Annotated in this window: 21 protein-coding genes; 8 read left to right on the top strand and 13 right to left on the bottom strand. The window is 44.4% G+C overall.

Going from position 1 to position 23,513, the window contains the following annotated elements; translation table 11 throughout:
• Nucleotides 1–168: 168 nt before the first annotated feature.
• On the top strand, nt 169–621 hold the full coding sequence (locus J5I83_RS01505) for a hydrogenase maturation protease (protein ID WP_304052727.1): 453 nt from the start codon (nt 169–171) through the stop codon (nt 619–621).
• 338 nt (nt 622–959) lie between these two features.
• Here the strand turns inward: J5I83_RS01505 and J5I83_RS01510 are convergent, their stop codons facing one another.
• The 4 genes from J5I83_RS01510 to J5I83_RS01525 all read right to left on the bottom strand — a co-directional run bounded on the left by J5I83_RS01510 (nt 960) and on the right by J5I83_RS01525 (nt 3,458).
• Nucleotides 960–1,622 carry an HAD family hydrolase gene (locus tag J5I83_RS01510; protein ID WP_304052729.1) on the bottom strand — a complete coding sequence of 221 codons (663 nt, stop codon included), beginning with the start codon at nt 1,620–1,622 and terminating at the stop codon, nt 960–962.
• Nucleotides 1,619–2,299 (bottom strand): DnaA regulatory inactivator Hda, encoded by a 681-nt coding sequence (hda, locus tag J5I83_RS01515; RefSeq protein WP_304052731.1) that lies wholly within the window; start codon nt 2,297–2,299, stop codon nt 1,619–1,621. The genes J5I83_RS01510 and hda overlap by 4 nt, the downstream gene beginning before the upstream one ends.
• A 73-nt stretch (nt 2,300–2,372) precedes the next feature.
• Entirely contained in the window at nt 2,373–2,879 is a 507-nt protein-coding gene (locus J5I83_RS01520; RefSeq protein ID WP_304052733.1) for an Hsp20/alpha crystallin family protein, read from the bottom strand.
• Between the two features lie 63 nt (nt 2,880–2,942).
• Nucleotides 2,943–3,458, bottom strand: a complete 516-nt coding sequence (locus tag J5I83_RS01525; protein ID WP_304052735.1) for a BCAM0308 family protein — start codon at nt 3,456–3,458, stop codon at nt 2,943–2,945.
• A 239-nt stretch (nt 3,459–3,697) separates the two neighbouring features.
• On the opposite strand from J5I83_RS01525, the gene J5I83_RS01530 reads away from it, so the two are divergent.
• Nucleotides 3,698–4,324 carry a phosphoribosyltransferase gene (locus J5I83_RS01530; RefSeq protein ID WP_304052737.1) on the top strand — a complete coding sequence of 209 codons (627 nt, stop codon included), beginning with the start codon at nt 3,698–3,700 and terminating at the stop codon, nt 4,322–4,324.
• On the opposite strand, the gene J5I83_RS01535 is transcribed toward J5I83_RS01530, so the two are convergent.
• The 5 genes from J5I83_RS01535 to J5I83_RS01555 all read right to left on the bottom strand — a co-directional run bounded on the left by J5I83_RS01535 (nt 4,325) and on the right by J5I83_RS01555 (nt 8,668).
• A complete protein-coding gene (locus tag J5I83_RS01535) occupies nt 4,325–4,963 on the bottom strand; it encodes a dienelactone hydrolase family protein (RefSeq protein ID WP_304052738.1) in 639 nt (212 codons plus the stop codon).
• Nucleotides 4,960–6,057, bottom strand: coding sequence for an AmmeMemoRadiSam system radical SAM enzyme (gene amrS / locus J5I83_RS01540; protein ID WP_304052741.1), 1,098 nt, complete (start codon nt 6,055–6,057; stop codon nt 4,960–4,962). Before amrS ends, J5I83_RS01535 begins: the two co-directional genes overlap by 4 nt.
• Nucleotides 6,041–6,628, bottom strand: coding sequence for an AmmeMemoRadiSam system protein A (gene amrA / locus J5I83_RS01545; RefSeq protein WP_304052742.1), 588 nt, complete (start codon nt 6,626–6,628; stop codon nt 6,041–6,043). Before amrA ends, amrS begins: the two co-directional genes overlap by 17 nt.
• Nucleotides 6,618–7,439 carry an AmmeMemoRadiSam system protein B gene (amrB, locus tag J5I83_RS01550; protein ID WP_304052744.1) on the bottom strand — a complete coding sequence of 274 codons (822 nt, stop codon included), beginning with the start codon at nt 7,437–7,439 and terminating at the stop codon, nt 6,618–6,620. The genes amrA and amrB overlap by 11 nt, the downstream gene beginning before the upstream one ends.
• Before the next feature lie 170 nt (nt 7,440–7,609).
• Complete coding sequence (locus J5I83_RS01555; protein ID WP_304052745.1) at nt 7,610–8,668, bottom strand: AI-2E family transporter; 1,059 nt, start codon at nt 8,666–8,668, stop codon at nt 7,610–7,612.
• 62 nt (nt 8,669–8,730) lie between these two features.
• On the opposite strand from J5I83_RS01555, the gene purM reads away from it, so the two are divergent.
• From purM to J5I83_RS01570, 3 genes are all read left to right on the top strand, one after another.
• The gene (gene purM / locus J5I83_RS01560; protein ID WP_304052746.1) at nt 8,731–9,789 is read left to right on the top strand and encodes a phosphoribosylformylglycinamidine cyclo-ligase; all 1,059 of its coding nucleotides are present in this window, start codon (nt 8,731–8,733) and stop codon (nt 9,787–9,789) included.
• Nucleotides 9,790–9,802: 13 nt separating this feature from the next.
• A complete protein-coding gene (gene purN / locus J5I83_RS01565) occupies nt 9,803–10,441 on the top strand; it encodes a phosphoribosylglycinamide formyltransferase (RefSeq protein ID WP_304052748.1) in 639 nt (212 codons plus the stop codon).
• A 142-nt stretch (nt 10,442–10,583) separates the two neighbouring features.
• The gene (locus J5I83_RS01570; RefSeq protein WP_304052749.1) at nt 10,584–11,840 is read left to right on the top strand and encodes an RsmB/NOP family class I SAM-dependent RNA methyltransferase; all 1,257 of its coding nucleotides are present in this window, start codon (nt 10,584–10,586) and stop codon (nt 11,838–11,840) included.
• A 54-nt stretch (nt 11,841–11,894) separates the two neighbouring features.
• On the opposite strand, the gene J5I83_RS01575 is transcribed toward J5I83_RS01570, so the two are convergent.
• The 4 genes from J5I83_RS01575 to J5I83_RS01590 are packed head-to-tail and all read right to left on the bottom strand — an operon-like array spanning nt 11,895 to nt 17,301.
• Nucleotides 11,895–14,810, bottom strand: a complete 2,916-nt coding sequence (locus J5I83_RS01575; RefSeq protein ID WP_304052751.1) for an EAL domain-containing protein — start codon at nt 14,808–14,810, stop codon at nt 11,895–11,897.
• A gap of 12 nt (nt 14,811–14,822) precedes the next feature.
• A complete protein-coding gene (locus tag J5I83_RS01580; RefSeq protein WP_304052752.1) occupies nt 14,823–16,043 on the bottom strand; it encodes a hypothetical protein in 1,221 nt (406 codons plus the stop codon).
• A complete protein-coding gene (locus J5I83_RS01585; RefSeq protein ID WP_304052754.1) occupies nt 16,033–16,488 on the bottom strand; it encodes a hypothetical protein in 456 nt (151 codons plus the stop codon). The genes J5I83_RS01580 and J5I83_RS01585 overlap by 11 nt, the downstream gene beginning before the upstream one ends.
• A gap of 12 nt (nt 16,489–16,500) precedes the next feature.
• Complete coding sequence (locus tag J5I83_RS01590; protein ID WP_304052755.1) at nt 16,501–17,301, bottom strand: PEP-CTERM/exosortase system-associated acyltransferase; 801 nt, start codon at nt 17,299–17,301, stop codon at nt 16,501–16,503.
• 790 nt (nt 17,302–18,091) lie between these two features.
• Between J5I83_RS01590 and prsK the strand changes: the two genes are divergently transcribed.
• The 3 genes from prsK to J5I83_RS01605 all read left to right on the top strand — a co-directional run bounded on the left by prsK (nt 18,092) and on the right by J5I83_RS01605 (nt 23,502).
• Nucleotides 18,092–20,188: an XrtA/PEP-CTERM system histidine kinase PrsK gene (gene prsK, locus J5I83_RS01595; RefSeq protein WP_304052757.1), complete on the top strand. Its 2,097-nt coding sequence runs from the start codon at nt 18,092–18,094 to the stop codon at nt 20,186–20,188.
• Nucleotides 20,189–20,393: 205 nt separating this feature from the next.
• Nucleotides 20,394–21,752 (top strand): PEP-CTERM-box response regulator transcription factor, encoded by a 1,359-nt coding sequence (gene prsR, locus J5I83_RS01600; RefSeq protein ID WP_304052759.1) that lies wholly within the window; start codon nt 20,394–20,396, stop codon nt 21,750–21,752.
• Nucleotides 21,753–21,915: 163 nt separating this feature from the next.
• Entirely contained in the window at nt 21,916–23,502 is a 1,587-nt protein-coding gene (locus J5I83_RS01605; protein WP_304052761.1) for an acyl-CoA ligase (AMP-forming), exosortase A system-associated, read from the top strand.
• Nucleotides 23,503–23,513 lie beyond the last annotated feature (11 nt).

Genomic DNA, 23,513 nt, shown 5'->3' on the forward strand with positions numbered 1-23,513 from the left:
CTGTTAACAGATCAGATTAATGCTTTATATTCAGTTTGGCTGATAAAATCACTGCAATAAACCATGACATGGTATATCCCATGCTAACAACGAATAACAATAAGAAATCAATCAATCTCGTGATCTTTCTTTTCGGTACATTTTAAAACATTTACCTTGACATCGCCCATGTCCAAACTGCTGCTATTTGGTTACGGTAATCCAAGCCGTGGTGATGACGCGCTTGGTGTCAATCTTATCGATCGCATAACATTATTACGCTTTAATCGCGTTGAATGCCAAAGTGATATGCAGCTTCAAATTGAGCATGTGACAGATTTGATTAATTGCGATCAGGTATTGTTTATCGATGCAGATCTGTCTTGCGCGGAACCTTATGTTTATTCTAAAGTGGTGGCGGCAAAAGACGGCAGCTATACGACACATGCCATGACACCATCCGCTCTGTTACACGTGTATCAAGAAGTGTATGGATGCGCTGCACCACCATCTTTTCTACTAAGGATTCGCGGCTACCATTTTGGACTCGACACTGCACTAAGTATCAAAGCAACGGTCAATCTTGAAGTAGCGGTAGCGCTGACCAGCAGATTATGTAAAATTGGTAATCTCGAAATCTGATGAAAGACCTATATTATTCATGACGCTCGCCGATGAATAGATAAAAAACTTTGCTTTAATCTGTTCCACGCTTGCTTGTACGCTTTAACGTATTGCAAGACTTGATTGATATATCAGCAGAAACAGATCCATCGGTCAGAAACACCCTGGCTCCCAGAAGCATATCTACTGCCAGCTAATTCTGCGGCAATTAAAATTGTTATTAATTCAATATTATGCTTAACAATAAAATTGCCTAACCACTCAAATGATAAACAATCATTTAGAAATTATTGAAAATAAAAATGAATCAATCTTATATCATGACAGCAAGACTGTCATTTGTTTGCAATTGATAGTTACCGCAGACTAATAATTGGCCAGCCATTCCTTTGCGCATGCCCTTCAAGCGTGGCATCAGGATCAACGGCAACGGGGTGCGTCACTTTCTTCAAAAGTGGCAAATCATTCAGTGAGTCACTATAAAACCAGCTTTCTAGAAAAGAAAGCCAAGTCAAATTATGCTCATCTAGCCATTTTTCCAATCGTGCGATTTTCCCTTCTCTGAAGCAAGGTATTCCTGATACTCGACCGGTGAATTGACCATCTTTCTGTTCTGGTTCGGTGGCAATCAGATGATCAATACCCAATATCCGCGCAATCGGTGCAGTAACGAAGCTGTTTGTTGCCGTTATGATGATGCATAAATTTCGCTCAAGTTTATGCTTTGCAAGCAGATCACGTGCGCCTCGTGCAATCAAGGGCCTGATTTTTTTCTGGATGAATTCACTGCGCCACGCATCAAGCTGCTCCCGTGGGTGCCTGGCAAGTGGCTTTAACTGGAAATCAAGAAACTCATGAATATCGAGCGTCCCTGCTTTGTATTGTTCATAGAATTCAATATTCCGCGCTTCATATACCTCTCGATCAAGCACTTTCTGTTCGATTAGAAATTGTGCCCATTGAAAATCACTATCCCCAGCGAGAAGCGTATTATCAAGATCAAATAAAGCTAACTTCATGATGCAACCTGTAATAATTCACGTAATAAAGGAAGAGTTATTTGTCGCTGCTTAGCAAGCGAATAACGATCCAATGCATCAATCACTCTGATCAGAGTAGGCAAATCGCGCTGTTCGTGCCGTAGCAGGTAATCGCAAATCTCCTGAGGCAACTCAAACCCACAGCTGATTGCATGACTTTTCATAGCTTCTCTTTTCTCCTCATCATTTAATTCATGTATCTGATAAACTAATCCCCAGCCAAGACGCGTAACTAGATCCTGGCGTAAAGCCAGTTGTGCCGGAGATACTTCGCCACTTATCAATAATAATGCATCTCCTTCCTCTCGTAGCTGGTTATAAAAATTAAACAATCTGATTTGAGCCGCTGAGCCCAATCGCTCTACATTATCGATCGCTACGCAGTCGATAAAATCCACCCCAAACGCAAATTCACTATTCATTTCACATGAAACATAAATTGCCCTGAGCTGCTTCCGGATAAATGCCTCAGTCACTGCCTGCAGCAAATGACTTTTACCACATCCGGCCCTCCCCCACACGTACATAAAACGCTCCGAATTCTGACTCGTTAAAATAGCTCGGAGTGTTTGCAGTAATTCAAGATTACGTCCCGGGATAAAATTTTCCAGAGTGGGAGGCCGTGGTGGCACAATATCGAGCAACAGCTGCTTCATAGACGCATACGGGGATTATTTCAGAAAAATAACTCCGCTTTATTCCTTAATAGCACAGATATCAGCACCTGTTTCAAGATAAACGTATCGTTCTGGACTCATTGTCTCCAATTTTCGGCAGACAAACAGTCAGCACACCGTTTTTGTAATTAGCCTCCGCTCTTTCGGTATCCACATTGCGTGGCAACGGAATCGATCGCTGGAATGTTCCATAGGCACGCTCCATAATATGGTAGGTACTATCATGCGTGACCCGCTCGAAGCGTTTTTCTCCACTTAGATAGAGCATGCTGCCATCAATGGTAATATGCCAATCTTCTTTTTCAATACCAGGCACTTCCACGCGCACAATGATCTCTTTATCTGTCTCCTCCACCTCCCCCGCTAAGAGGCTCCACCGTGGAAGTACGGGTAGCTGACTATCGCTTTCCGTCGCCGTTTCATCTTTACTATGTGAAAAATGAGTTAATGCTTCTCCGCTGCGACTAAGCAGTTCACGCCAGCCTTCAGAAAGATTTTCCCAGGCACGACCCAGTTCTCGGCCGATAGTTTTTCCTGCCTCTTTTAATGATTCCAACATGGTTATTCTCCTCTTTCATCATTAAAAAGTATATTGATGGCGGTTTTATATTCACTGATAACATCAACGCGACCAGTTCACTCGCAGCAAGTTTTCTTCTGGATTGTAGTGAAACTCGAGCTCACCCTGATAGGAATGATGAATCGACTCACCCATCCCGCGAGCAAGATGAATATCCGTCGTAGTAATCAATGTGGAATCAGCTTTTTCTTCAACCTCCATGATCCGCTTGAGGGGGTGTTCTGCACGCTGATGTTTTTCCTCATTATGCACAAGATGCATGATCTCATCGCGATGCGCTAAAAAGAATGCTCCCTCCAGAGTCAAAAAACCAGCAGGAAAATGATCATGGATGCGATGGCAGGCGGGACAGACTTCTTGATGCGCGTTAGCCGGTGTAGCCAGCCACTGCCAGCGTCCCTGATGATAAACCGCATTACACTGCGGACATACGGTCGGTTCAGGTAACTTACTTTTGGCTTTATAAGCATCATGCACTTTTTCCTGAAAAATACCATCATGGCGAGTAATCGTATGATAGCCCGCAGGAATTTTGGAATACCCTTTAGAATGACTCATAGCACATATCTCCTTTAATAAACATGAAATATAAGCATCATGACTTGATTTAAGAAGGCTCAAAATTCAATGTAGCACATGACTGCTTACTGAGTAATCAAAACTACGAATCCTGCTTTCTCAAGTTTCATATCCTACCTGTCTTTTAAATGATTAACCAGATTACCATTACAAAATCAATCACCAGTTAGTTATTTAAGCGTATGATTTGAGTAGCCGACAGAAAGAAGGAGAAGGAAATGTTTCGTGATCGTAAAGAAGCAGCTATGTTATTGGCAAAGCAACTGCATCCGTATCATGGTCAACACCCACTTGTGCTGGCGATTCCACGTGGCGCAGTGCCCATGGCAAAAATTATTGCCAATGCGCTAGCTGGCGACATGGATGTGGTGCTCGTACGTAAATTACGTGCACCCGACAACCCCGAATTCGCAATTGGTTCAATAGATGAAACAGGATGGACATATCTCGCCGAATATGCCCATCAAGTGGTAGACGATCCAAGTTATATTGAAAATGAGAAAACTACCCAGCTTGAGATTATGCGTGAAAGACGTAATAGTTACACACCCATTCGCCCACCTCTTGATCCACAAAAACGGATTGTCATCATCGTCGATGATGGCTTGGCAACCGGTTCTACCATGATTGCGGCACTGCATGCTGTACGCGCCAAGCATCCTCAAAAATTGATATGCGCAGTACCCGTTGCACCCGCTGAAACTTTGGCTAAGGTTGCGCCTTATGCAGATGAAATAGTATGCCTTGACACCCCACAACTGTTTTATTCAGTAGGACAATTCTATCAGTCATTTCCCCAGGTTAGTGATGAAGAAGTGATTGAACTTTTGAAAAAAGATCAGTAATTATTTTAGCATACTGAAATGTTGAGCAAACCAGTCTGCCGCATGACTCGCAACCTGTTCTAGTGTGCCAGGCTCCTCAAATAAATGAGTCGCCTCCGCTATCAAGGTAAGCTGCTTTTTGCAGTTCAATAAAGCATAGGCCTGTTGATTCAATTCAATCACGCCAAAATCAGCACCACCAACCAACAGCAAAGTGGGTGCAGTTACTTGCCTTAAAGCTTGCTCTCCAGCAAGATCAGGGCGTCCGCCGCGTGATACGACAGCAGCAATTTTATTGCCTAATTCTGCCGCAGCCTGCAGTGCTGCAGCTGCCCCTGTGCTGGCACCAAAATACCCCACTTGTAGTGATTGCATCTTCGACTCACCTTGCAACCATGACGTTGCTGCAAGCAAACGCCGTGTGAGTAATTCGATATCAAAGCGTGTGGCATAATCCCGATCTTCCTCCTGTGTCAGTAGGTCAAACAGCAGCGTGCCTATACCACGATCCCTTAACACGTCAGCGACATAGGTATTACGCGGACTAAAGCGGCTACTGCCGCTACCATGAGCGAATAATACGATACCTGTTGCTGAAGCAGGCAACATCAATTCACCGCCTAGGCGGGCAGCACCATCCTGAATAAATATCGCACTCATATTAAATCTCCTATAGCTACTGGAATACGCCACCTGCCAAATATTTCGGCATGTTCACCAAAGCGCCCGGCAATGACGGCATCACAATCGGGACAATGACTGTTGGTCGTCAGACGATATTGTGCAATCTCATACCAGTCACGCTCAATCACGGTTGCACCGCATGATGGACAAAAAGTGGTATCACCTTCACGGTTATGCACGTTTCCTGTATAAACGTATTTGAGTCCTGCCGTTTGGGCAATTTTCCGCGCCCGAATCAGGGTACTCGCTGGAGTAGCCGGTATGTCAATCATCTTGTAGTCGGGATGAAATGCTGAAAAGTGTATCGGCACTTCCACACCAAGTTCCCTCGCTACCCATTCGCTCAGCGCCTCTAGTTCTTCGGTAGAATCATTGCACCCAGGAATTAATAATGTTGTTATTTCAAACCATACCTGTGTTTCATGTTTGAGATATTTCAATGTCTCAAGCACCGGCTGTAAGTGCGCGCCGGTTTGCTTGACATAAAACTCTTCAGTAAATGCTTTTAGATCGACATTGGCCGCATCCATCTTGGCAAAGAAATCGCGTCGGGGCTCAGCATGGATATAGCCTGCTGTGACTGCCACGGTCTTGATATTCCGTGCATGGCACGCATCAGCCACATCCATGGCGTATTCTGCAAAAATAACTGGGTCGTTATAGGTAAACGCGACACTTTTGCAACCCAAACGTTCAGCGGTACGTGCAATAGCATCTGGACTTGCCTGCTCAGCCAGCTTGTCGAAACTGCGTGATTTGGAAATATCCCAGTTCTGGCAGAATTTGCAAGCAAGATTGCAACCCGCTGTGCCAAAAGACAAAATACTGCTGCCCGGATAAAAGTGGTTCAATGGCTTTTTCTCGATCGGATCCACACAGAAACCGGAAGAACGACCATAGGTCGTCAGCACCATTTCATCACCTGCCCGGCCCCGTACAAAGCACGCACCGCGCTGCCCTTCATGCAATTTGCAATCGCGTGGACACAAGTCACACTGGATACGCCCATCACTCAGCCAATGCCAGTATCTGGCCGGATTTCGTTCTGCATTGCTAATTGGTTGATCCATTTGGATACTCCTCTACAACATCAATTTCATGCCATTTGGTAACGGTATAGCGCGACAGTTTGATTCCTTCTGCCCAGAAATCTGCAGGCAATCCAGCCTTTCGCTTCAATAAGGCCAGAAACAGTCGAGGTTGCGAAAGCTCCTGCCATACTTGCGGCAAAAAGGTGCTGCGATAATAGCCATATTCAAGCACGATGCCATCTATACCTGGCCGCAACTGCGCAAGCGCATCTGTTTCATCCCGCACATCCATTGCCCACACCGGCGATAGCACTGAAATTTCGATTTCAATATCATCAAACTCAGCAGTGCGCAAAGGTGCAAAACGCGGATCATGTAAAGCAGCAGAAACCGCATTGCATTTGACATCCATTAGCAATGATTGTTGCGCCTGAAGTGAGCCGATGCAACCACGCAACTGTCCCTCCTGCATGAGCGTGACAAAACACGCGCCCAATTCTTGCAACCATGGCACGCGCTCATCAGCATCCGATTGATAAGCGACATTTAAAGCAGAGGCAATCGCCGCCCGCCCAATCGACAATAACTCCTTTCCTTGATCAACCCGCATATCCAGCGCTCTTTGAGGACAAATTAGACAATGTAAAAGCAAACGCGCCATAACCTACTACCTGATCGCGTGAACCCGCTGTATCACCTGAGTTGCGCAAATCCAGCAGATGTGGCGTCAACTGATGCTTGCGCACCGTCGCAATCAGACCATTAATAGGCGTTGCCCCACAAGCCTGCTTGTGATCAATGAATTGGCGTAATTGAAGAATGGATAGAGCAGTCTCATTATCTTCGCGTTGCGCGAGACCATAGGGTAAATAGTGGGAAAGATCGGAACTGATGATAATCAATGTTTCCTCCCCTCCCCATAAGCAGTCCAATACCGCGGCAACCTCTTCAGCGGAGGCCATTCCCACGACCAATGGCAAGATCGAAAAATCCGTTAAGATACTTTGCAAGAAAGGTAACTGCACCTCCAGTGAATGCTCCAGCACATGGGCTCGCGCATTGATTGCCAGTTGTGGCAGGTGTGCAACTTTACCGATGCTAACGGTATCCACCGTCACCGTGCCCAAGGGGGTAGCAAAAGCATCTACACCTGGCAATGCCAGACCACGCACTGCAACCCTGTGTGCAGGACCCAGCAAGATGACATGCCGGATACGCTGAGCAAAAGGATAAAGTGTGGCATATGCGGATGCTGCAACCGCACCCGAATAGATATAGCCCGCATGCGGCACAATTAATGCTTTGGGTATTGATTTATGCGCCTGTGCAACGCGCAACAATTGCTTGATACTTTCAGTCAGTTGCTGAGCATCAGCTGAATAAAATAGCCCCGCTACCGCAGGATGACGGACAGTAACCATGGGTAAATTTCCATAAATCGGATGGCGCTAACATAAGGGCGATCTCTGGCAAATCAAGGAAATATCAATTAAAAAAATTACATTCTTCCGTAATTTATCGGTGTGCAATCATCCAAATTAAGCAGTGAAAGTTAAGTTACAAGAAGTAAATGATCGCCGCCAAGAACCAATCAAGATTGCATTGTATCCAAATACTGCTTATGCAGATGCCTGAGCCATACCAGCAAGATAGCACTGATCGGCAGCGCTAATAAAATACCAATAAATCCAAATAACTGACCAAAGGCTAGTAATGCAAAAATAACCATGACTGGATGCAGGCCAATGCGCTCGCCTACCAGCCAGGGCGTGATCAGCATGCTTTCGAGTAACTGGCCTATAGCGAACACGCCCCAGACTGTCATCACGCCGCTCCATTCCTGAAACTGCATGACTGCGGCAAATGTCGCAAGTGCTAAACCCACAATTGCACCCAGATAGGGTACAAATACCAGCATGCCCGCCAGAAGACCGATCGGTAAGGCAAATTCTAGCCCAACCATCCATAAGCCTGTCACATAAAAGCCGCTCATCAGAATAATGACAGCAATCTGTCCGCGCAGGAATTCTGCCAAGACCCGGTCAGTTTCATGCACTAGCGGGTATAGCTGCTTTCGCCAAACTGGTGGTATCCATCCATTGATCTGGGAAATCAAAGCATTCCAATCTCGCAGCAGGTAAAACAGCACAACCGGCACAAGCAGCAAATTCATTAAAAAATCCAATATCACCATACCACCGCTCGTCAGTGAGGGCAGCATCTTGGCCGCAACACCCCCAGCGCTCTTCCAGTGTTCTGCCACAGCTTGCCTGAGCATGGCCACGTCCAGTTGCAAATCGATCCCCAGCGTTGTTTTCAGCCATGGAATCCACTGATTCTTAACGGTCTCAAGATAATCTGGAGCACGCTCCAGCAGCCGCATTATCTCACTCTCAAACAGTGGCATCATGACTAAAATCAAGGTAGTGAATGCTCCTAGTGATAACAGCATGACCAGCACCGTTGCCAAGGTGCGGGAAATTTTTCTGGTCGACAGCCATGAAACGAGCGGATTACCCATATAGGCAATCACTGCAGCCAGTAAAAATGGCGTCAATATTGGACTTAGAAGATATATCAACGCCCCCAGCACACCGATCAAGATGATCCACCAAAGATAATGTTGATCCTCAGAGTGTTTAGAGTTCATTTGCGGTAAAATTACGATTTCAGGAAAATGGCACTCTATCTGTAACCTAGCGAGAACTCAACTTGACTTCATCCAATTCCCAACATCCGAAACCAGACCAGCTATCCTATCGCGATGCCGGTGTCAACATTGATGCAGGCAATCTTCTGGTTGAGAAAATTAAACCTTTTGCCCAACGCACATGGCGCCCGGAAATACTTGCCGGCATTGGAGGCTTCGGCGCGCTGTTTGAAATTCCCCGAAAATACCGCAATCCGGTATTGGTAGCAGGAACAGATGGTGTAGGCACCAAATTAAAACTTGCCTTCCAGTTTAACCAGCACAACAACATTGGCATTGATCTGGTTGCCATGAGTGTCAATGATATTCTCGTGCAGGGTGCAGAACCATTATTCTTTCTGGATTACTTTGCCTGCGGTAGCTTGCATGTGGATACAGCTGCCCGGGTTGTTCAAAGTATTGCGGCAGGTTGCGAACAGGCTGGATGCGCCTTGATTGGCGGAGAAACAGCCGAGATGCCCGGCATGTATCCGGCAGGTGAATACGATCTGGCTGGCTTTGCTGTCGGCATCGTAGAAAAAGATAACATCATTAATGGCTCTTCCATTGCGAAGAACGATATCATTCTAGGCATCGCCTCCAATGGTGCACATTCCAATGGTTTCTCGCTGATACGCAAAATTATCGAAAAACGTGCTGTTGATTTAAACAGCACGTTTGGAGACAGCACTCTGCTAGAAGCCATCATGGCACCTACTCGTATCTACGCGAAACCTGTATTGGAGTTAATCAGACAATTGCCGGTAAAAGGTCTTGCCCATATCACCGGCGGCGGACTATTAGAAAATATTCCCCGTATTCTGCCTGTCGGCACAATGGCTACTGTTCAGAAGGATTCCTGGAAAATTCCTTCCTTATTTTATTGGCTGCAACAGCAAGGCAACATTGCTGAGGAAGAAATGTTCCGGGTTTTCAATTGCGGCATAGGGATGGTTTTGGTGGTTGCACCTGAACATGCTGATCAAGCGATGGCCATTTTGCATGCCTGTGGAGAAACTGTCTGGCGGATCGGCCATATCAAACAATGTCTTGCCCACGAACCCACGATTTCGATTATTTAACCAGTAACAACGCATGAAATCCCTGGTTATTCTTATTTCTGGTCGAGGCAGTAATATGCAGCAGCTGCTTGATGCAAAACTGCCAGCAAGCGCCATCACTGTAATCAGTAATAACCCAGCTGCAGCAGGACTAGAAGCTGCTCGATTGCGTCAGATTCAGACAGTTGTCGTCGATCATCGCGCCTACCCAGATCGTGCAACATTCGATGCTGCACTGGCAGAAAAAATTGATGCCTGCCAACCCGACTTGGTTGCACTCGCTGGATTCATGCGCATTCTTGGAGACAGTTTTGTAAATCGTTACCAGCACCGACTAATTAATATCCATCCTTCCTTGTTACCCGCCTTTTCCGGTTTGAACACACACGCACGCGCATTACAGGAAGGCGTAAAGATCCATGGCTGTACGGTACACTTTGTTACCTCGCAGCTAGATCATGGCCCCATTATTATTCAAGCTGCGGTTCCTGTGTTGCCTGAAGATACCACTGAAACTTTGGCTGCGCGCGTTCTCCAGCAGGAACACCTAATTTACCCGCAAGCTGTCCGCTGGTTTCTGGAAGATCGCGTTATGCTCTCTGATGGCTGCGTAAACATTCGGGCAGCTGCCATAGAAAACCATGTTTTATATTCGCCTCGTTTAGATCAATGAAAATTTGTTTGAAATATACTGATGATCCTGTAACAAATTCTTACGAGCCGTTAATTAGTCCGTTATGTCTGCTGCTGAGAAAAACTAAACCTCTCATGAATCAGTTTGAGGCACGTTCAAATTACTACCCGTTCCTTTAATCATGCGCCCAACGCTTACTCAATTCGATATGGCCACAATCGCCATACGCACCATCTTACCGCTGAAATCCCCCGCCGATGTCCTGCTGCGTCAGTTTTTCCGGGATCATCCGGCAGCAGGTCAGAATGATCGAGCTGTCATTGCAGAGATTGTCTTCGGTATTTTACGCCACAGATTTTTTCTGGAATGCTTGACCGAAAAAACCACGCCTCGCGCCTTGCTTCTGGCTTACCTAGTCAAATTTGAAGGTATGAATCTGCGCGAACTGACCACCTTCATCAATGAAAGCGAGGCTAAATGGCTCGCGCACATCAAGGCAGTCACATTGGCATCACAGCCGCTTGCCATTCAGGCAGAATTTCCTCAATGGTTCATGGAAAAGTTGCAAAAATTCTTATCCGATGCTGAGATTCTCAGACTGGGCCAGGCGTTACAGCAGCCAGCCCCTTTAGACCTACGCGTCAATACCCTCCTTGCAAAACGTGACGAGATACTTACACTATTAAATCAGAAAAGTATCGATGCCCATGCTACACCCTACTCACCTATCGGCATTCGCCTAACTGGCAAACCCGCCATTAATAAAGATCCGCTCTTTCTTTCCGGAAAAATAGAAGTACAGGATGAAGGCAGTCAGATTCTGGGCTATCTGCTCGCACCACGGCGCAGCGAAATGGTGGTTGATTTTTGTGCAGGTGCTGGTGGCAAAGCATTGATGCTGGGAGCGCTCATGCATTCCCAAGGACGTATTTATGCTTTCGATATCTCTGAAAAGCGACTCAATAATCTGAAACCGCGTCTCAAGCGCTCTGGCTTGTCCAATTTACATCCTCATCGCATCAACAATGAAAATGATGCCAGGATAAAGCGTCTGTACGGAAAAATAGATCGGGTACTGGTTGACGTCCCCTGTAGTGGATTAGGCACATTACGCCGTAACCCGGATCTGAAATGGCGGCAAACACCGCAAAGTATCGAAGAATTAAAACACAAACAAGCAGACATCCTTTCTTCTGCAGCCAATCTTGTTAAACCAGGTGGCAGGCTCGTTTACGCTACCTGTAGCCTACTACCCGAAGAAAATCAGGAGATCATCGAATGCTTCCTCTCTGGCAACACTCTTTTCACACGGTTAAATTGCGCAAATCTGCTGGCACAACAAAAAATACCACTTGATACCGGAGAATACTTACAATTATCGCCGGCACTTCATCAGACTGATGGCTTCTTTGCCGCGGCTTTAGAGCGAAAAAAATAACTTGATCTATTTTTTCCATCAGCGCAGTAGAATGTTTAATTTTAGCAATTGTAATCAAGTCTCAGATGAGTGAAAGATCTCGTCACCAGCAGATGGTTTGCCAATATAGTAACCTTGGGCAAAATCCACTTCCATTTTCTCCAGTAGTATAAGCACCTCCTCATTCTCAACAAATTCAGCGGTAATTTTCTTACCAAAACCTTTTGCTACGCTGCATAAGGCTTTAACCAGTATTTGATCAGCAGGATTGCTTGCCAGATTGCGTACAAATGAACCATCTATTTTCACCGCGTCAACAGGTAATTCTCTCAAATAGTAGAAAGATGAAAAACCAACCCCAAAATCATCCAGCACAAAACCGCAACCTAATTCCTTAATTTCTCGAAGCAGGTTTCGTGTTCCGGGTAAATTATCCAGAGCGGCAGTTTCTGTTATTTCAAACATTAAAAGCGTAGGATCAACACCACTAAGCATCAGCTCCTGCCTAATCACTGGCAACAATTCCGGATCGTTGAACGCGTGTGCGGATAAGTTGATGGATAAGCGAATCCGGCTACCCGATTTATTGATCTTGGCTGCTTGTGCAATTGCTTTACGCAATACCATATGATCAATCTCATGAATCAGCCCGGTATGTTCCGCAGCAGCAATAAAAACCGCAGGCGAATGAATGGTACCGTCCTGATCGCGCATACGCAGCAACACTTCATAATGAGCGATCGTTCTATCACGTAGCGCCATAATTGGTTGGAAATAAAGCAGATACTTATCATATAAATTGGCATATTCGATTTTTTCTTTCCAATGTACAAGCGTGTGCATTCGTTCTCTCGTTTGATCATCATCGGAGAATAGATGCCAGGTTCCCCGTCCGATTTCCTTGGCCTGATACATAGCAAGGTCAGCTGCGGCCAATAAATCGTGTACATTGTTACCATGCTCGGGAAAAAGGGCAATACCGATACTGGCTGCAATTTTGTATGTTCTTCCATTTACGGTTAGCTGTGTTTCACTTAATCTGAACAGAATTTTCTTTGCAACTTCAATGGCTCCACTCGCTGTAATTTCTGGCAAAATAACCGCAAACTCATCTCCGCCCAAACGCCCCGTCACATCCGCAGCACGAATGGTATGAGACAGCATGTCCGCAACTATCTTAAGTAAAGCATCGCCAGCTTGGTGTCCACTGGTATCATTAATATACTTAAATCGATCGAGATCAAAAAATAACAATGCGCCGGGATGCTGATATCGCTCCGCCCAGCTGATCATCTGCTCGAGTTCTTCACTGAAACGGCGACGATTGTATAGATTTGTCAATGGATCATGGTCAGCCAACCATGCTAAATGACCTTCCACTCGCTTGTATTCTGTGATATCTAAGCCTACCGAAAGTACTGATGGCTCCCCCTCTGATTGCCACGACAAACGGGAATGCAACCAAACAATATGTTTTTTTGAGCCATCATTACATAAAGTAATGGTCTCATGCCTCAGTTGCTCACGTCGGCCATGACGCATCTCCTCTAAATATTGACCAAGATTGTACTGCTCACTGTCAGGTGACAGGATTTCAAAAAAAGGCTTACCGCGAATCTCTTCTTCGGAATAACGCATCAGCATTTCGCCATAAGCGTTCAACATTATTATGTTACCTTTAACATCCTGGGTCAGCACGATGACTTGCGCTGTATCAAGCAAGTGCGCAATAAAATCTTTCTCTTTGCTTAATTCATCCCGTTGCTGTACCAGTAGCTTGGTACGATAAACAACTTTATCCTCCAGCATCTCAAGCTTATGAGACAACGTTACGGTTGCTTCATAAAGAAGATCAATCTCATCCTTTAGCCATTGTTTCCTGTTAATGGAAGAAAGGGTTGCGCGGAAAATTCCAAAGCTACTCCCTGCCAATAGCGGCAAGTTAAATACAATATGCTTAAGTTGTGAGAGTGGCTTAGAGAGGATGGCAAATAACAGTATTTCTGAAAATACTAATCCAATCAGGCCGATGATGATAATACGCCAGATAGAATCACGAATCGCCTCGATGGTCGCTGTGATATCAGTAATGACAACCAAGTGTGCCTGATTAGCCACCCCAATCCCTTGTAATGGGAGCAATTTTATGCGCTGATAGCGATTATCCCAGTTGGTTTGAATGCCTTGCTTGAGGCTCACAAGATTTGGATACTCTTGCTCCGTTTGATAAAGAATGTGAAGATTATTTTCTTTGTTGGTCAATGCAGCCAGATGTATCCCCCAATCAGGAAACCATACATCATTATGCTTGAGTGTCTGTTTTTTTTCTTTTAGAAATAATCCAATGTCAGAGCCAAATGCTCGCTTAAAACCTAAAAAAACATCCGTCAGAGAAGCGCCGATAACAATTGTTCCTGTACGCACGCCCTCCACCAGAAGCGGCTCTATCGTAAACTGTATGCAGCTTTCCACGCATATCAATGGATTAGCGGGCTGCTCATGCAAATTGACTTCGCGGACATGCTTCAATATAAGCGACTCTCGATAGGCATCCGCCTCGAAACTGTCCCAGCCTTTCAGAAGCTGATTAGATTGGTCGTAAAACCTTACGGCTTCAATTCCATTTTGAAGCTGCAATAATGGCCAGTGATGCTCAAATGCGCTTGCAATTTGCTTATCATTTTGTGCAGACAAGGCTGTATCCATTCCTTTCAGGAACGGAATCATCCGGATCAGTTGATGCGAGCTGTTTGATATTTGCTCAACAAGACTCTCGACCTCTCTGACATAGCGCTTATATTGCAGATTGCTTTGCTGATCGATATTATCAATCAGGCTCTTATAATTAATGACACTGAATATCGTCACGACAATCAGCAAAATCACGCTACTGAGTAGCGAAATTTTCCAATTCAGGCTGACAAACTTGGATGATGCACGATCAGCAACTTTGACAAGTTGCGTCGATTTCTCCGGAACACTTGGTTTCATGCGGATTTCCGCTTAAAAACGGTAGGAAATCTGGGCAGCAAAAAGATTCCAATGTTGATCGGTAAAAGCAGGATCAGGATTATCCAATGTAGAGAGCCAGGCTGTGCCATTTACGCGATGATACTCACCGCGTAACATAATTGCAGGGGTGATATTCCAGCGCACTCCCACAGTCAAATCCTTAGCAAATCGACTATCAGCAGGGAGCCCGGTTTTAGCACGCCATTCACTGCCATCTCGATCCTTTCTATCTGTAAACAGTACATCATACCGCAAGACGGCTTCCCAGGCTGGATTAAAGCGGTAAATACCCTGGAAATAAAAACTTTCTCCGGTAAAGCTCTGATCAACGAGAGGATGAAAATTCTTCAACTCGATATAGCGCAGTGCATATTCTGAGGTAATACTCCAGTGCTCGGCATTATATTGCGCAGAAAAAATTAACGGAACGAATTCAATTGAACCTGCGCTCAAAAAATCCCTCGCTGCTGGATCATACCCTGCATTGACCTGTGCTCCACTTACTCCTAAACGCAACCGCCCGCCGTCTCGCTCATAAATCATACGACCTAAATATGATAGTCTCGTCGTTAGATCACCTGGTTGATTCTTTCGCAAAATAGCTGCTTCGGTGCTTTTATCGTCAACTTGCGGAAAACCCGTTACAAACTGAACAGTAATGTCGCCCCAGTCGGCACGAGACTCCCCATACAATTGCACCCCATCTGAGGCCAGCCCCAAATTACGCGCCCGATCGAAGTAAATCGATTGTGGCAGCAAAATACTCGGCCGGGTAAAGGGCACATCGCGAGTTTCATTATAAAAACCAAAAGGATTTTTGGTTCGCCCTAAACGTATTCCGAATTCTTTAGCCTCGGTAGTAATCGCAGTGTAATCGACAAAGCCATAATCGATACGTATGCCACCTTTACTATCTTCGCCTGTCTGGCGCGACAGCAATTGCCCTGAGAATTGAAGATTCGTCAGAGGACGATACGATGCATTCACCCCGATCTCTCTAAAATCGAAACTACCCCGCCCCCGGGTGCTATCGCCAAACACGTCATTTCTTGTTGACGTTGTCTTGATGTACCCTTGACTCAAAAAACCATGCACTTGCAAGCTTTTCAGCTCTTGCGCATCTGCCGCCTTAATGCACGATGGATGCAGTATAGTCAATAGCAACACTAACCGGATCAAAGAACCAATCAATATGACAGATTTATTCAACATGAAGGATCTGGATGCTGTCATCTATATTCACTCTCTTCAAATAACCGATAGCGCCCGGGGTGGTAGCGACCCGCACGCGCATTTCTTCTTCAGAATTAACTAGAAAGGGTGCCTGACCTGTGCCTGAAAAGATAAGCCGATCCCATGCCGAACGTAATTGATAGGGAAAAATGTTGAGTTTCTCTTTGGCAAAAAGATTATGCAACGGTGCATCGTCTGGCAACACGAATACTCTGATAGGAGAACCATCCTGCCATGCTCTTAGACGCATGCCAAAAATAGCACGTAAAGAATTTCTGGAAAGATGCCGGATACCAACACCTGAGTGGACGATTACCTCAACAGGATCGCTGGTTTGGGTTGCACTTACAGCGAGTGGCGCACAAATTAACAAAAAGAGCAGAAAAATACAACCCCAACAATGCTCAGTGATACGCGCAGCCATACTGAAAATGTGCTAGTAGGTTACCATGCAAATATCAGTATAGGACGCTTCCTTCCGACAACTACATATCGATTTAAAAGCCTCGATATTTGCCGGCCAAATTCTGCCGTTATCAGTCGCAAGTTCCCAGATATCATGATGATTTGCGTGCAATCTCTCCAGCACGTCAAGCAAGCAAACATAATAAGGACGGCGCTCACCATAGTAATCCACTATTGGTCCAATAGGATTAAATTGCATGCCATAAAAACTAAATAACCTATTCAGAGCAGGATCCATTGCTGAAAACAAGTGGTAAATATCATATTTGGCACACAATTGAATAATACCGATCGCCAACCCCAACATGGGATGTGGGAAGCGCCTGCGCCTACCTACATCTGACTGCCTTGGAATCTTGTTAACCGTAAAATCGAGATCATTCTTTCGCCTGAAAAAATCACTAAGAATACCAAATCTAGAAATTTCAACTGCTTGCTTGCGTGGCACATTCAAATCTGCATATGCCGGGTAAAATTGAGTATGTAATTCGACCGGAAATTTTTGCTCAATATCTGAGGAATTAGAACAAATCAAACGGGTAGTCCCCACAAATGTATTGGATGGTCTGTGCCTTAATAGTAAATGCAAAGAACGGTCATCATATTCATCACGCTCCAACTCGTCAGGATAACTTGTCGCATCGACATTTGGATATTTATTTTCAATACATAAAATCCGGTATCTTAGATTAAATACATTTTCTAGTAATGATGGCGTGTCAGCAAAAACGACTTCGAAGTATTCATGAAATGCTGCAGTGATATCATTCATGACGATCCTTGGCAACCAAGCTGGTTAAATTCCCGGCAAATAATTAATTGAGCTCATTTTACCGCTCAGCATTCAACTCAAATCAATGAAATGGTTTGAAGTCTTCCTTTATTTCAAAGGAATCAACATTCGTTAGAGAATCTAGAACTATCTCATATAAAAAACTCCAGCCCGCTATATTCTTTAAAAATAAGAAAGTTAAAAGTATAAATACTATCGTTTTTTCAAACGCATTTAATCAGTTTTTGTTAAAACCTTATTCTTTGATGTTATTTATAATAATTGTCGCCAAAACACGACGAATTATTATATTCGCCGAAACTATCATGAAATGATGAAAAAATATATAAAAAGAAAACACAACAAGAAAATTGAGTGGCACAAAATCAGAATGAATAATCCTATGTGACTTTAAAACATTTAGACTGTTTGCAAATAATGCTTGCAATAATTTGTGTTTTTAAATAATCCCCCTGAGAAATTCTCACGACTCACATCAATATTGACGTTGTAGATGTAGTAAAAATGAAATTGACCAGCATTGAGAACAGAGGAATTCCAAGCTCAGTTGATGACAGATTTGCACTAGCAAAGGCCTATTCTCAATAAAACGGATGAAATGATCATGGAGCACAAGTCTGATAGCCGTATGCATTCTCGACAGGATATACAACCGAGAAACCGCAATATGTAAGAAATACAGCTTATTTCTTGGTCTCATCATAATAAACATGTAAGTATTGTTCTTTTAGATAAAAGTGGTGGATAAAAATCGAGTATTACTTCTATTATGTTGACAACCATTACGGCAGCTAGTTATGCCACCGCAGCCGTGGCCTATTTTTTCTTATTTGTTCTTTTGCTGACGAACTGGCGCAACCGCCTATGTGGATTGCTGCTGGCAGTTGCCTGCCTGGTTTCTGTTTTCTGGACTGCAGCTATCGTAGGTCAATCACACTGGGGCTACCCGTCTCCTTTGTTGATACGAGTCCTGGAAATTTTCCGCAATGCAGGCTGGTCCATATTCTTGATTGCGGTACTGAGTCCTTTTCAGCAGAGGAAAGAAGATTCTGCCTCTCTGAGCATAAGGTCAGTCATTGCAACAATTGCGGCGCTTTATCTTATTTTTTTCGCACTTGCTCTTTTTGTGAATAGTAGCAATGGCGCAGAATTCACCACACATGGGCTGCCTGACTCTTACAGCAATTTCTTTACCGGTGTGCTAATGGCTGTAATTGGCATGATTCTCGTTGAACAGTATTACAGGAATACGCTACCTGAACAACGCTGGGGAATAAAGTTCATCTGCTTAGGAATAGGAGGTATTTTTGTATATGATTTTTACTTATTTAGTGATGCGCTCTTGTTCAGAAAAATAAACAATGACATATGGATTGCTAGAGGGTGGGTAAATACTTTGGTTGTTCCTTTGATAGCGTTCTCAGCTGCACGCAAGCCAAAGTGGTCTGAAGGCATTTCATTATCACGGCATGTTCTATTCTATTCGTCTACCTTATTGGGTGCAGCCATCTACTTGCTTGTTATGGCAACTGTCGGCTACTACTTAAGGCTTTCTGGAGGGGCGTGGGGAACAGTTCTACAGCTGACTTTCTTATTTGGCGCAATTGTACTACTGATAATTTTACTATTTTCCGGCACTACTCGCTCATGGCTTAAAGTATTCATTAGTAAACATTTTTATAATTATAACTATGATTACCGGGAAGAATGGTTGCGCTTTACCCGCACTCTTTCGGAGGGTGAACTTGAATTAAGAGCACGCGCAATCAAAGCGCTTGCTCAATTAGTGGAAAGTCCTGCTGGTGGACTATGGTTTAAACAGGAAAATGGAAGATATCAATTAATCGCATGTTGGAATATTTTTCTAGAAAATAAAATTGTCAAAGATGACGACAAGCTTTGTCTATTCTTGAAAGAAAAAGCATGGGTTATCGATTTACGGGAATATTGCTTGGATCCCAAAAAATACTCTGCTTTGATATTGCCGGATTGGTTATCTGATATTCCAAAATCCAGATTGATCGTGCCATTAATCTTGCATAGAGAATTGCTCGGATTTGTCGTATTGATCGAGCCCAGGAGTACTATCAACTTAAATTGGGAGGTTAGGGATTTATTGCGGGTAGCAGGCACGCAGGTAGCAAGTTATTTGGCACAATACGAAGCTACCAATGCGCTCTCAATTGCACGCCAATTCGAATCTTTCAATCGCATGTCAACTTTCATCGTGCATGACATCAAGAATCTGATTTTTCAATTATCTTTATTGCTTTCGAATGCTGAGAAGCATAAAGATAATCCGGAATTTCAGAAAGATATGATTGAAACGGTAAATTTTTCGGTAAATAAAATGAAACGATTACTCGAAAAGTTAAGTAATGGCAGTCAATCGGAAAAGCAGGAGGTACTTAACCTTGATCAATTATTACAGCAAATCATCGAGAGAAATTCCTTCAATATGCCAAGACCTGCGCTTGAAATTATTGATTCCGGTCTGATGGTAGAAGCTAATTATCCTCGGCTTGAGCGAGTAATCAGCCATCTGGTTCAGAATGCGATTGAGGCCACCCCTAAAAATGGTCAGGTTTGGGTCCGACTCGCAAGAAAGGATAATTCTGCTGTAATAATAATCAAAGACACAGGTCATGGCATGAGTGAGCAATTTATTCAGAAAAAGCTTTTTGAGCCTTTTGAATCTACTAAAACAGCTGGTATGGGTATCGGTGTTTTCGAGAGCAAGGAATATATTAACGAGCTCGGAGGACAACTAGATGTTAATAGCCAGGAATCAGTAGGAACAACTTTCTCGATTATTCTGCCGCTTTTTCAACACTATCAGGAAAATAAAGTTGCCTCTCAAGATTAAATGTACTTTGTTATATCCTGTTTCGCGTTCATTCTGATAGATTACGCATAAAACTTGGTTTGCTATCATGCATACTGGCTTTCGGAAAAATATTTTTAATTTACCCAGCAAAATGTCAATATAGGCTTCTGATTTTTTATACATTTTAGTATCTGCAAGATACCCCAGCAAATTTAGTTAATATGTCGAAACGTAATGTAAAAAGATGAAGGTAAATAGTAGCCAAAAAAAATTACTCGTGATCGAAGATGATCCCGGTTTACAAAAACAATTACGCTGGAGTTTTGATGATTACGAAGTTTTCGTAGCAGCGGATCGCGAAAGTGCGCTGGCACAAGTGCGCCGACATGAGCCTGCGGTTGTAACAATGGATCTTGGTTTGCCGCCAGATCCTGATGGTGCGTCGGAAGGGTTGGCTACCTTACAGCAGATCCTCGCGCTTGCGCCTGATACCAAAGTAATTGTTCTGACAGGTAATCAGAATCATGCAAATGCCTTGAAGGCAATTGAATTAGGTGCATATGATTTTTATCAAAAGCCTTATGATCCCAAAATGTTAAGTCTAATCGTTGATAGAGCCTTTTATTTGTATAGTCTGCAACGTGAAAATCGTAGCCTTTTACTATCTCATTTGGATTCTCCCATTTCAGGAATTATCACACGCGATCCGGACATGATTAAAATGTGCCGCAACATTGAAAGAGTTGCGACTTCAGATGCAACAGTTATGTTGCTAGGCGAAAGCGGCACAGGCAAAGAAGTTTTGGCCAGAGCGCTCCACCAGTTGAGCAGCCGGAAAGAAGCACGCTTCATCGCGATTAATTGTGCTGCTATCCCTGAGACATTACTCGAAAGTGAGTTGTTTGGTTACGAGAAAGGAGCTTTTACTGGTGCAGTTAAGCAAACGCTAGGTAAAATTGAGTTAGCCCAAGGTGGTACTTTCTTTCTGGACGAAGTAGGTGATTTACCGATATCGTTGCAGGCAAAACTACTTCGTTTTCTGCAGGAAAGAGTGATTGAGCGAATTGGAGGGCGGGAAGAAATTTCTGTCGATGTGCGCGTTGTTTGTGCAACCCATCGGAATCTCAAAAAACTAATTGAAGAAGGCTGTTTTCGTGAGGACTTGTTTTATCGTTTAGGTGAAATTTCCATTAAGATTCCCCCTCTGCGCAACCGAGTAGGCGATGCAGTACTACTGGCACATCATTTCAAAAATAAGTTTTCTGCAAAAGAAGGACGTCAGCCGCTGAGTTTCAGCCAGGAAGCGCTGGCCGCAATTGAAGCTCACCAATGGCCGGGTAATGTCCGGGAAATGGAAAATTGCATAAAACGCGCTGTGATCATGACGGAAGGGCCGCAGATTAGCGCAGATGATTTGGGGCTTCAAGAGTCGGAAATCCCGACAGAACCAATGAATTTACGGGAAGTACGTGAACGAGAAGAATGCAAGGCCCTAGTTAGGGCGCTAGCAAAGGTAGATGGTAATATTGCAAAAGCAGCGGAATTGCTCGGCGTTAGCCGACCGACTTTATATGATCTGATGAACCGGCACGGCCTCAAATAAGCGCCGCCCTGACATCGGTTATTTTAAGATGATTGACAAGTTACTCATTATTCTTGAATTTTTAAAGCTCACTGGTGGATCGGTAAATGCCTCGCCTTTAGGTGAAGGATACTAAGACTACACGCATGCAAACCGCCGGCTTTTAACCGCTAGCGCATTCACAATGCCCCATCTTTTTCATGAATTGATTTTTAGCACTGCAAATCGAGGCATTGATACTGAAGCGCTCGTGTACCAACAGCAGAGATTGGATTATGCCGCCTTGGCGCGAGAAGTGGAGCTTGCAGCAGGCGGACTGCTGGCTCTGGGATTAGGAAAAGGGGAGCGTGTTGCGGTTTATCTGGAAAAACGATTCGAAACGGTTATTGCCATGTTTGCCACATCTGCAGCAGGCGGCGTTTTTGTACCGATTAATCCACTACTTAAAGCAGAACAAATCGCTTACATTCTGAAAGATTGTAACGTCAGGATATTGGTCACTTCGGCTGAGCGGTTTAATTTAATCATATCAGTGTTACCACAGTGTCACGACCTGCGTGTTGTAGTCATAGCCGGTGCGGCGGAGAATTTACCTGTATTGACTGGTGTACATGTGCTGCGCTGGTCAGAAACACTGAGCGGAAGAAAATCAGTCTGTGCATTCCGGTGTATTGATAGCGACATGGCAGCAATTTTGTACACTTCGGGTAGCACAGGCAGACCCAAGGGGGTGGTACTTTCTCATCGTAATCTGGTCACTGGCGCAAAAAGTGTTGCCCAGTACCTAAAAAATAATCAGGATGACCGGATTTTATCCATTCTTCCATTCAGCTTTGATTATGGATTGAGCCAGCTGACGACAGCTTTTTATGTTGGTGCGACCAATGTGTTGATGAATTATTTATTACCACGCGACATCATCGACGAGGTAATACAAGAAAGCATCAGCGGTCTTGCTGCTGTCCCCTCGCTGTGGATTCAACTTGCTCAATTAAAGTGGGAAAAAGTTGTTTCACTGCGCTATATGACTAGTTCAGGGGGAGCAATGCCGCGGGCAACGCTGGAGCAGCTTCGTCGCACGTTTCCACAAGCTCGCATATTTCTAATGTACGGCTTAACAGAAGCATTTCGTTCGACCTTTTTGCCGCCGGAGGAGCTAGACAGACGCCCCGATTCCATTGGCAAGGCAATTCCCAATGTTGAAGTCTTCGTGTTACGCGAGGATGGTTCGCATTGCGCATCGGGTGAGCCTGGTGAATTGGTCCATCGCGGACCATTGGTGTCCATGGGTTATTGGAATGATGCTGAAAAAACGGCCAAATGCTTCAGACCATTATCACCGCGCCAACCTGGCCTGACCCTTCCTGAAATAGCAGTATGGTCGGGTGATATCGTGCGTATGGATGAGGAAGGCTATTTATATTTTATTGGTCGCCACGACGATATGATCAAAACATCAGGCTATCGCGTCAGTCCTACCGAAATCGAAGAAATCATCTATTCGACCAAGTACGTTGCAGAAGCAGCCGCACTCGGTGTGCCGCATCCTTCCTTAGGTCAGGCAATTGTCGTGGTAGCGGTACCTCTTGGCGGAGTAAATCTGGACTCAACGACATTACTGTCTGCTTGCAGACTTCACCTGCCTGCTTTTATGGTGCCTAGCCAGATAGTGTTACGGCAAGGTTACTTGCCGCGTAATCTCAATGGCAAAATCGATCGTAAAAGTTTGGCACAGGAGCTTCAATATACTTTTATGCCAGCAGAAACATGACGATTATGCAT

The sequence above is a fragment of the Nitrosomonas communis genome, assembly GCF_024102715.1.
Taxonomy (GTDB): domain Bacteria; phylum Pseudomonadota; class Gammaproteobacteria; order Burkholderiales; family Nitrosomonadaceae; genus Nitrosomonas; species Nitrosomonas communis_B.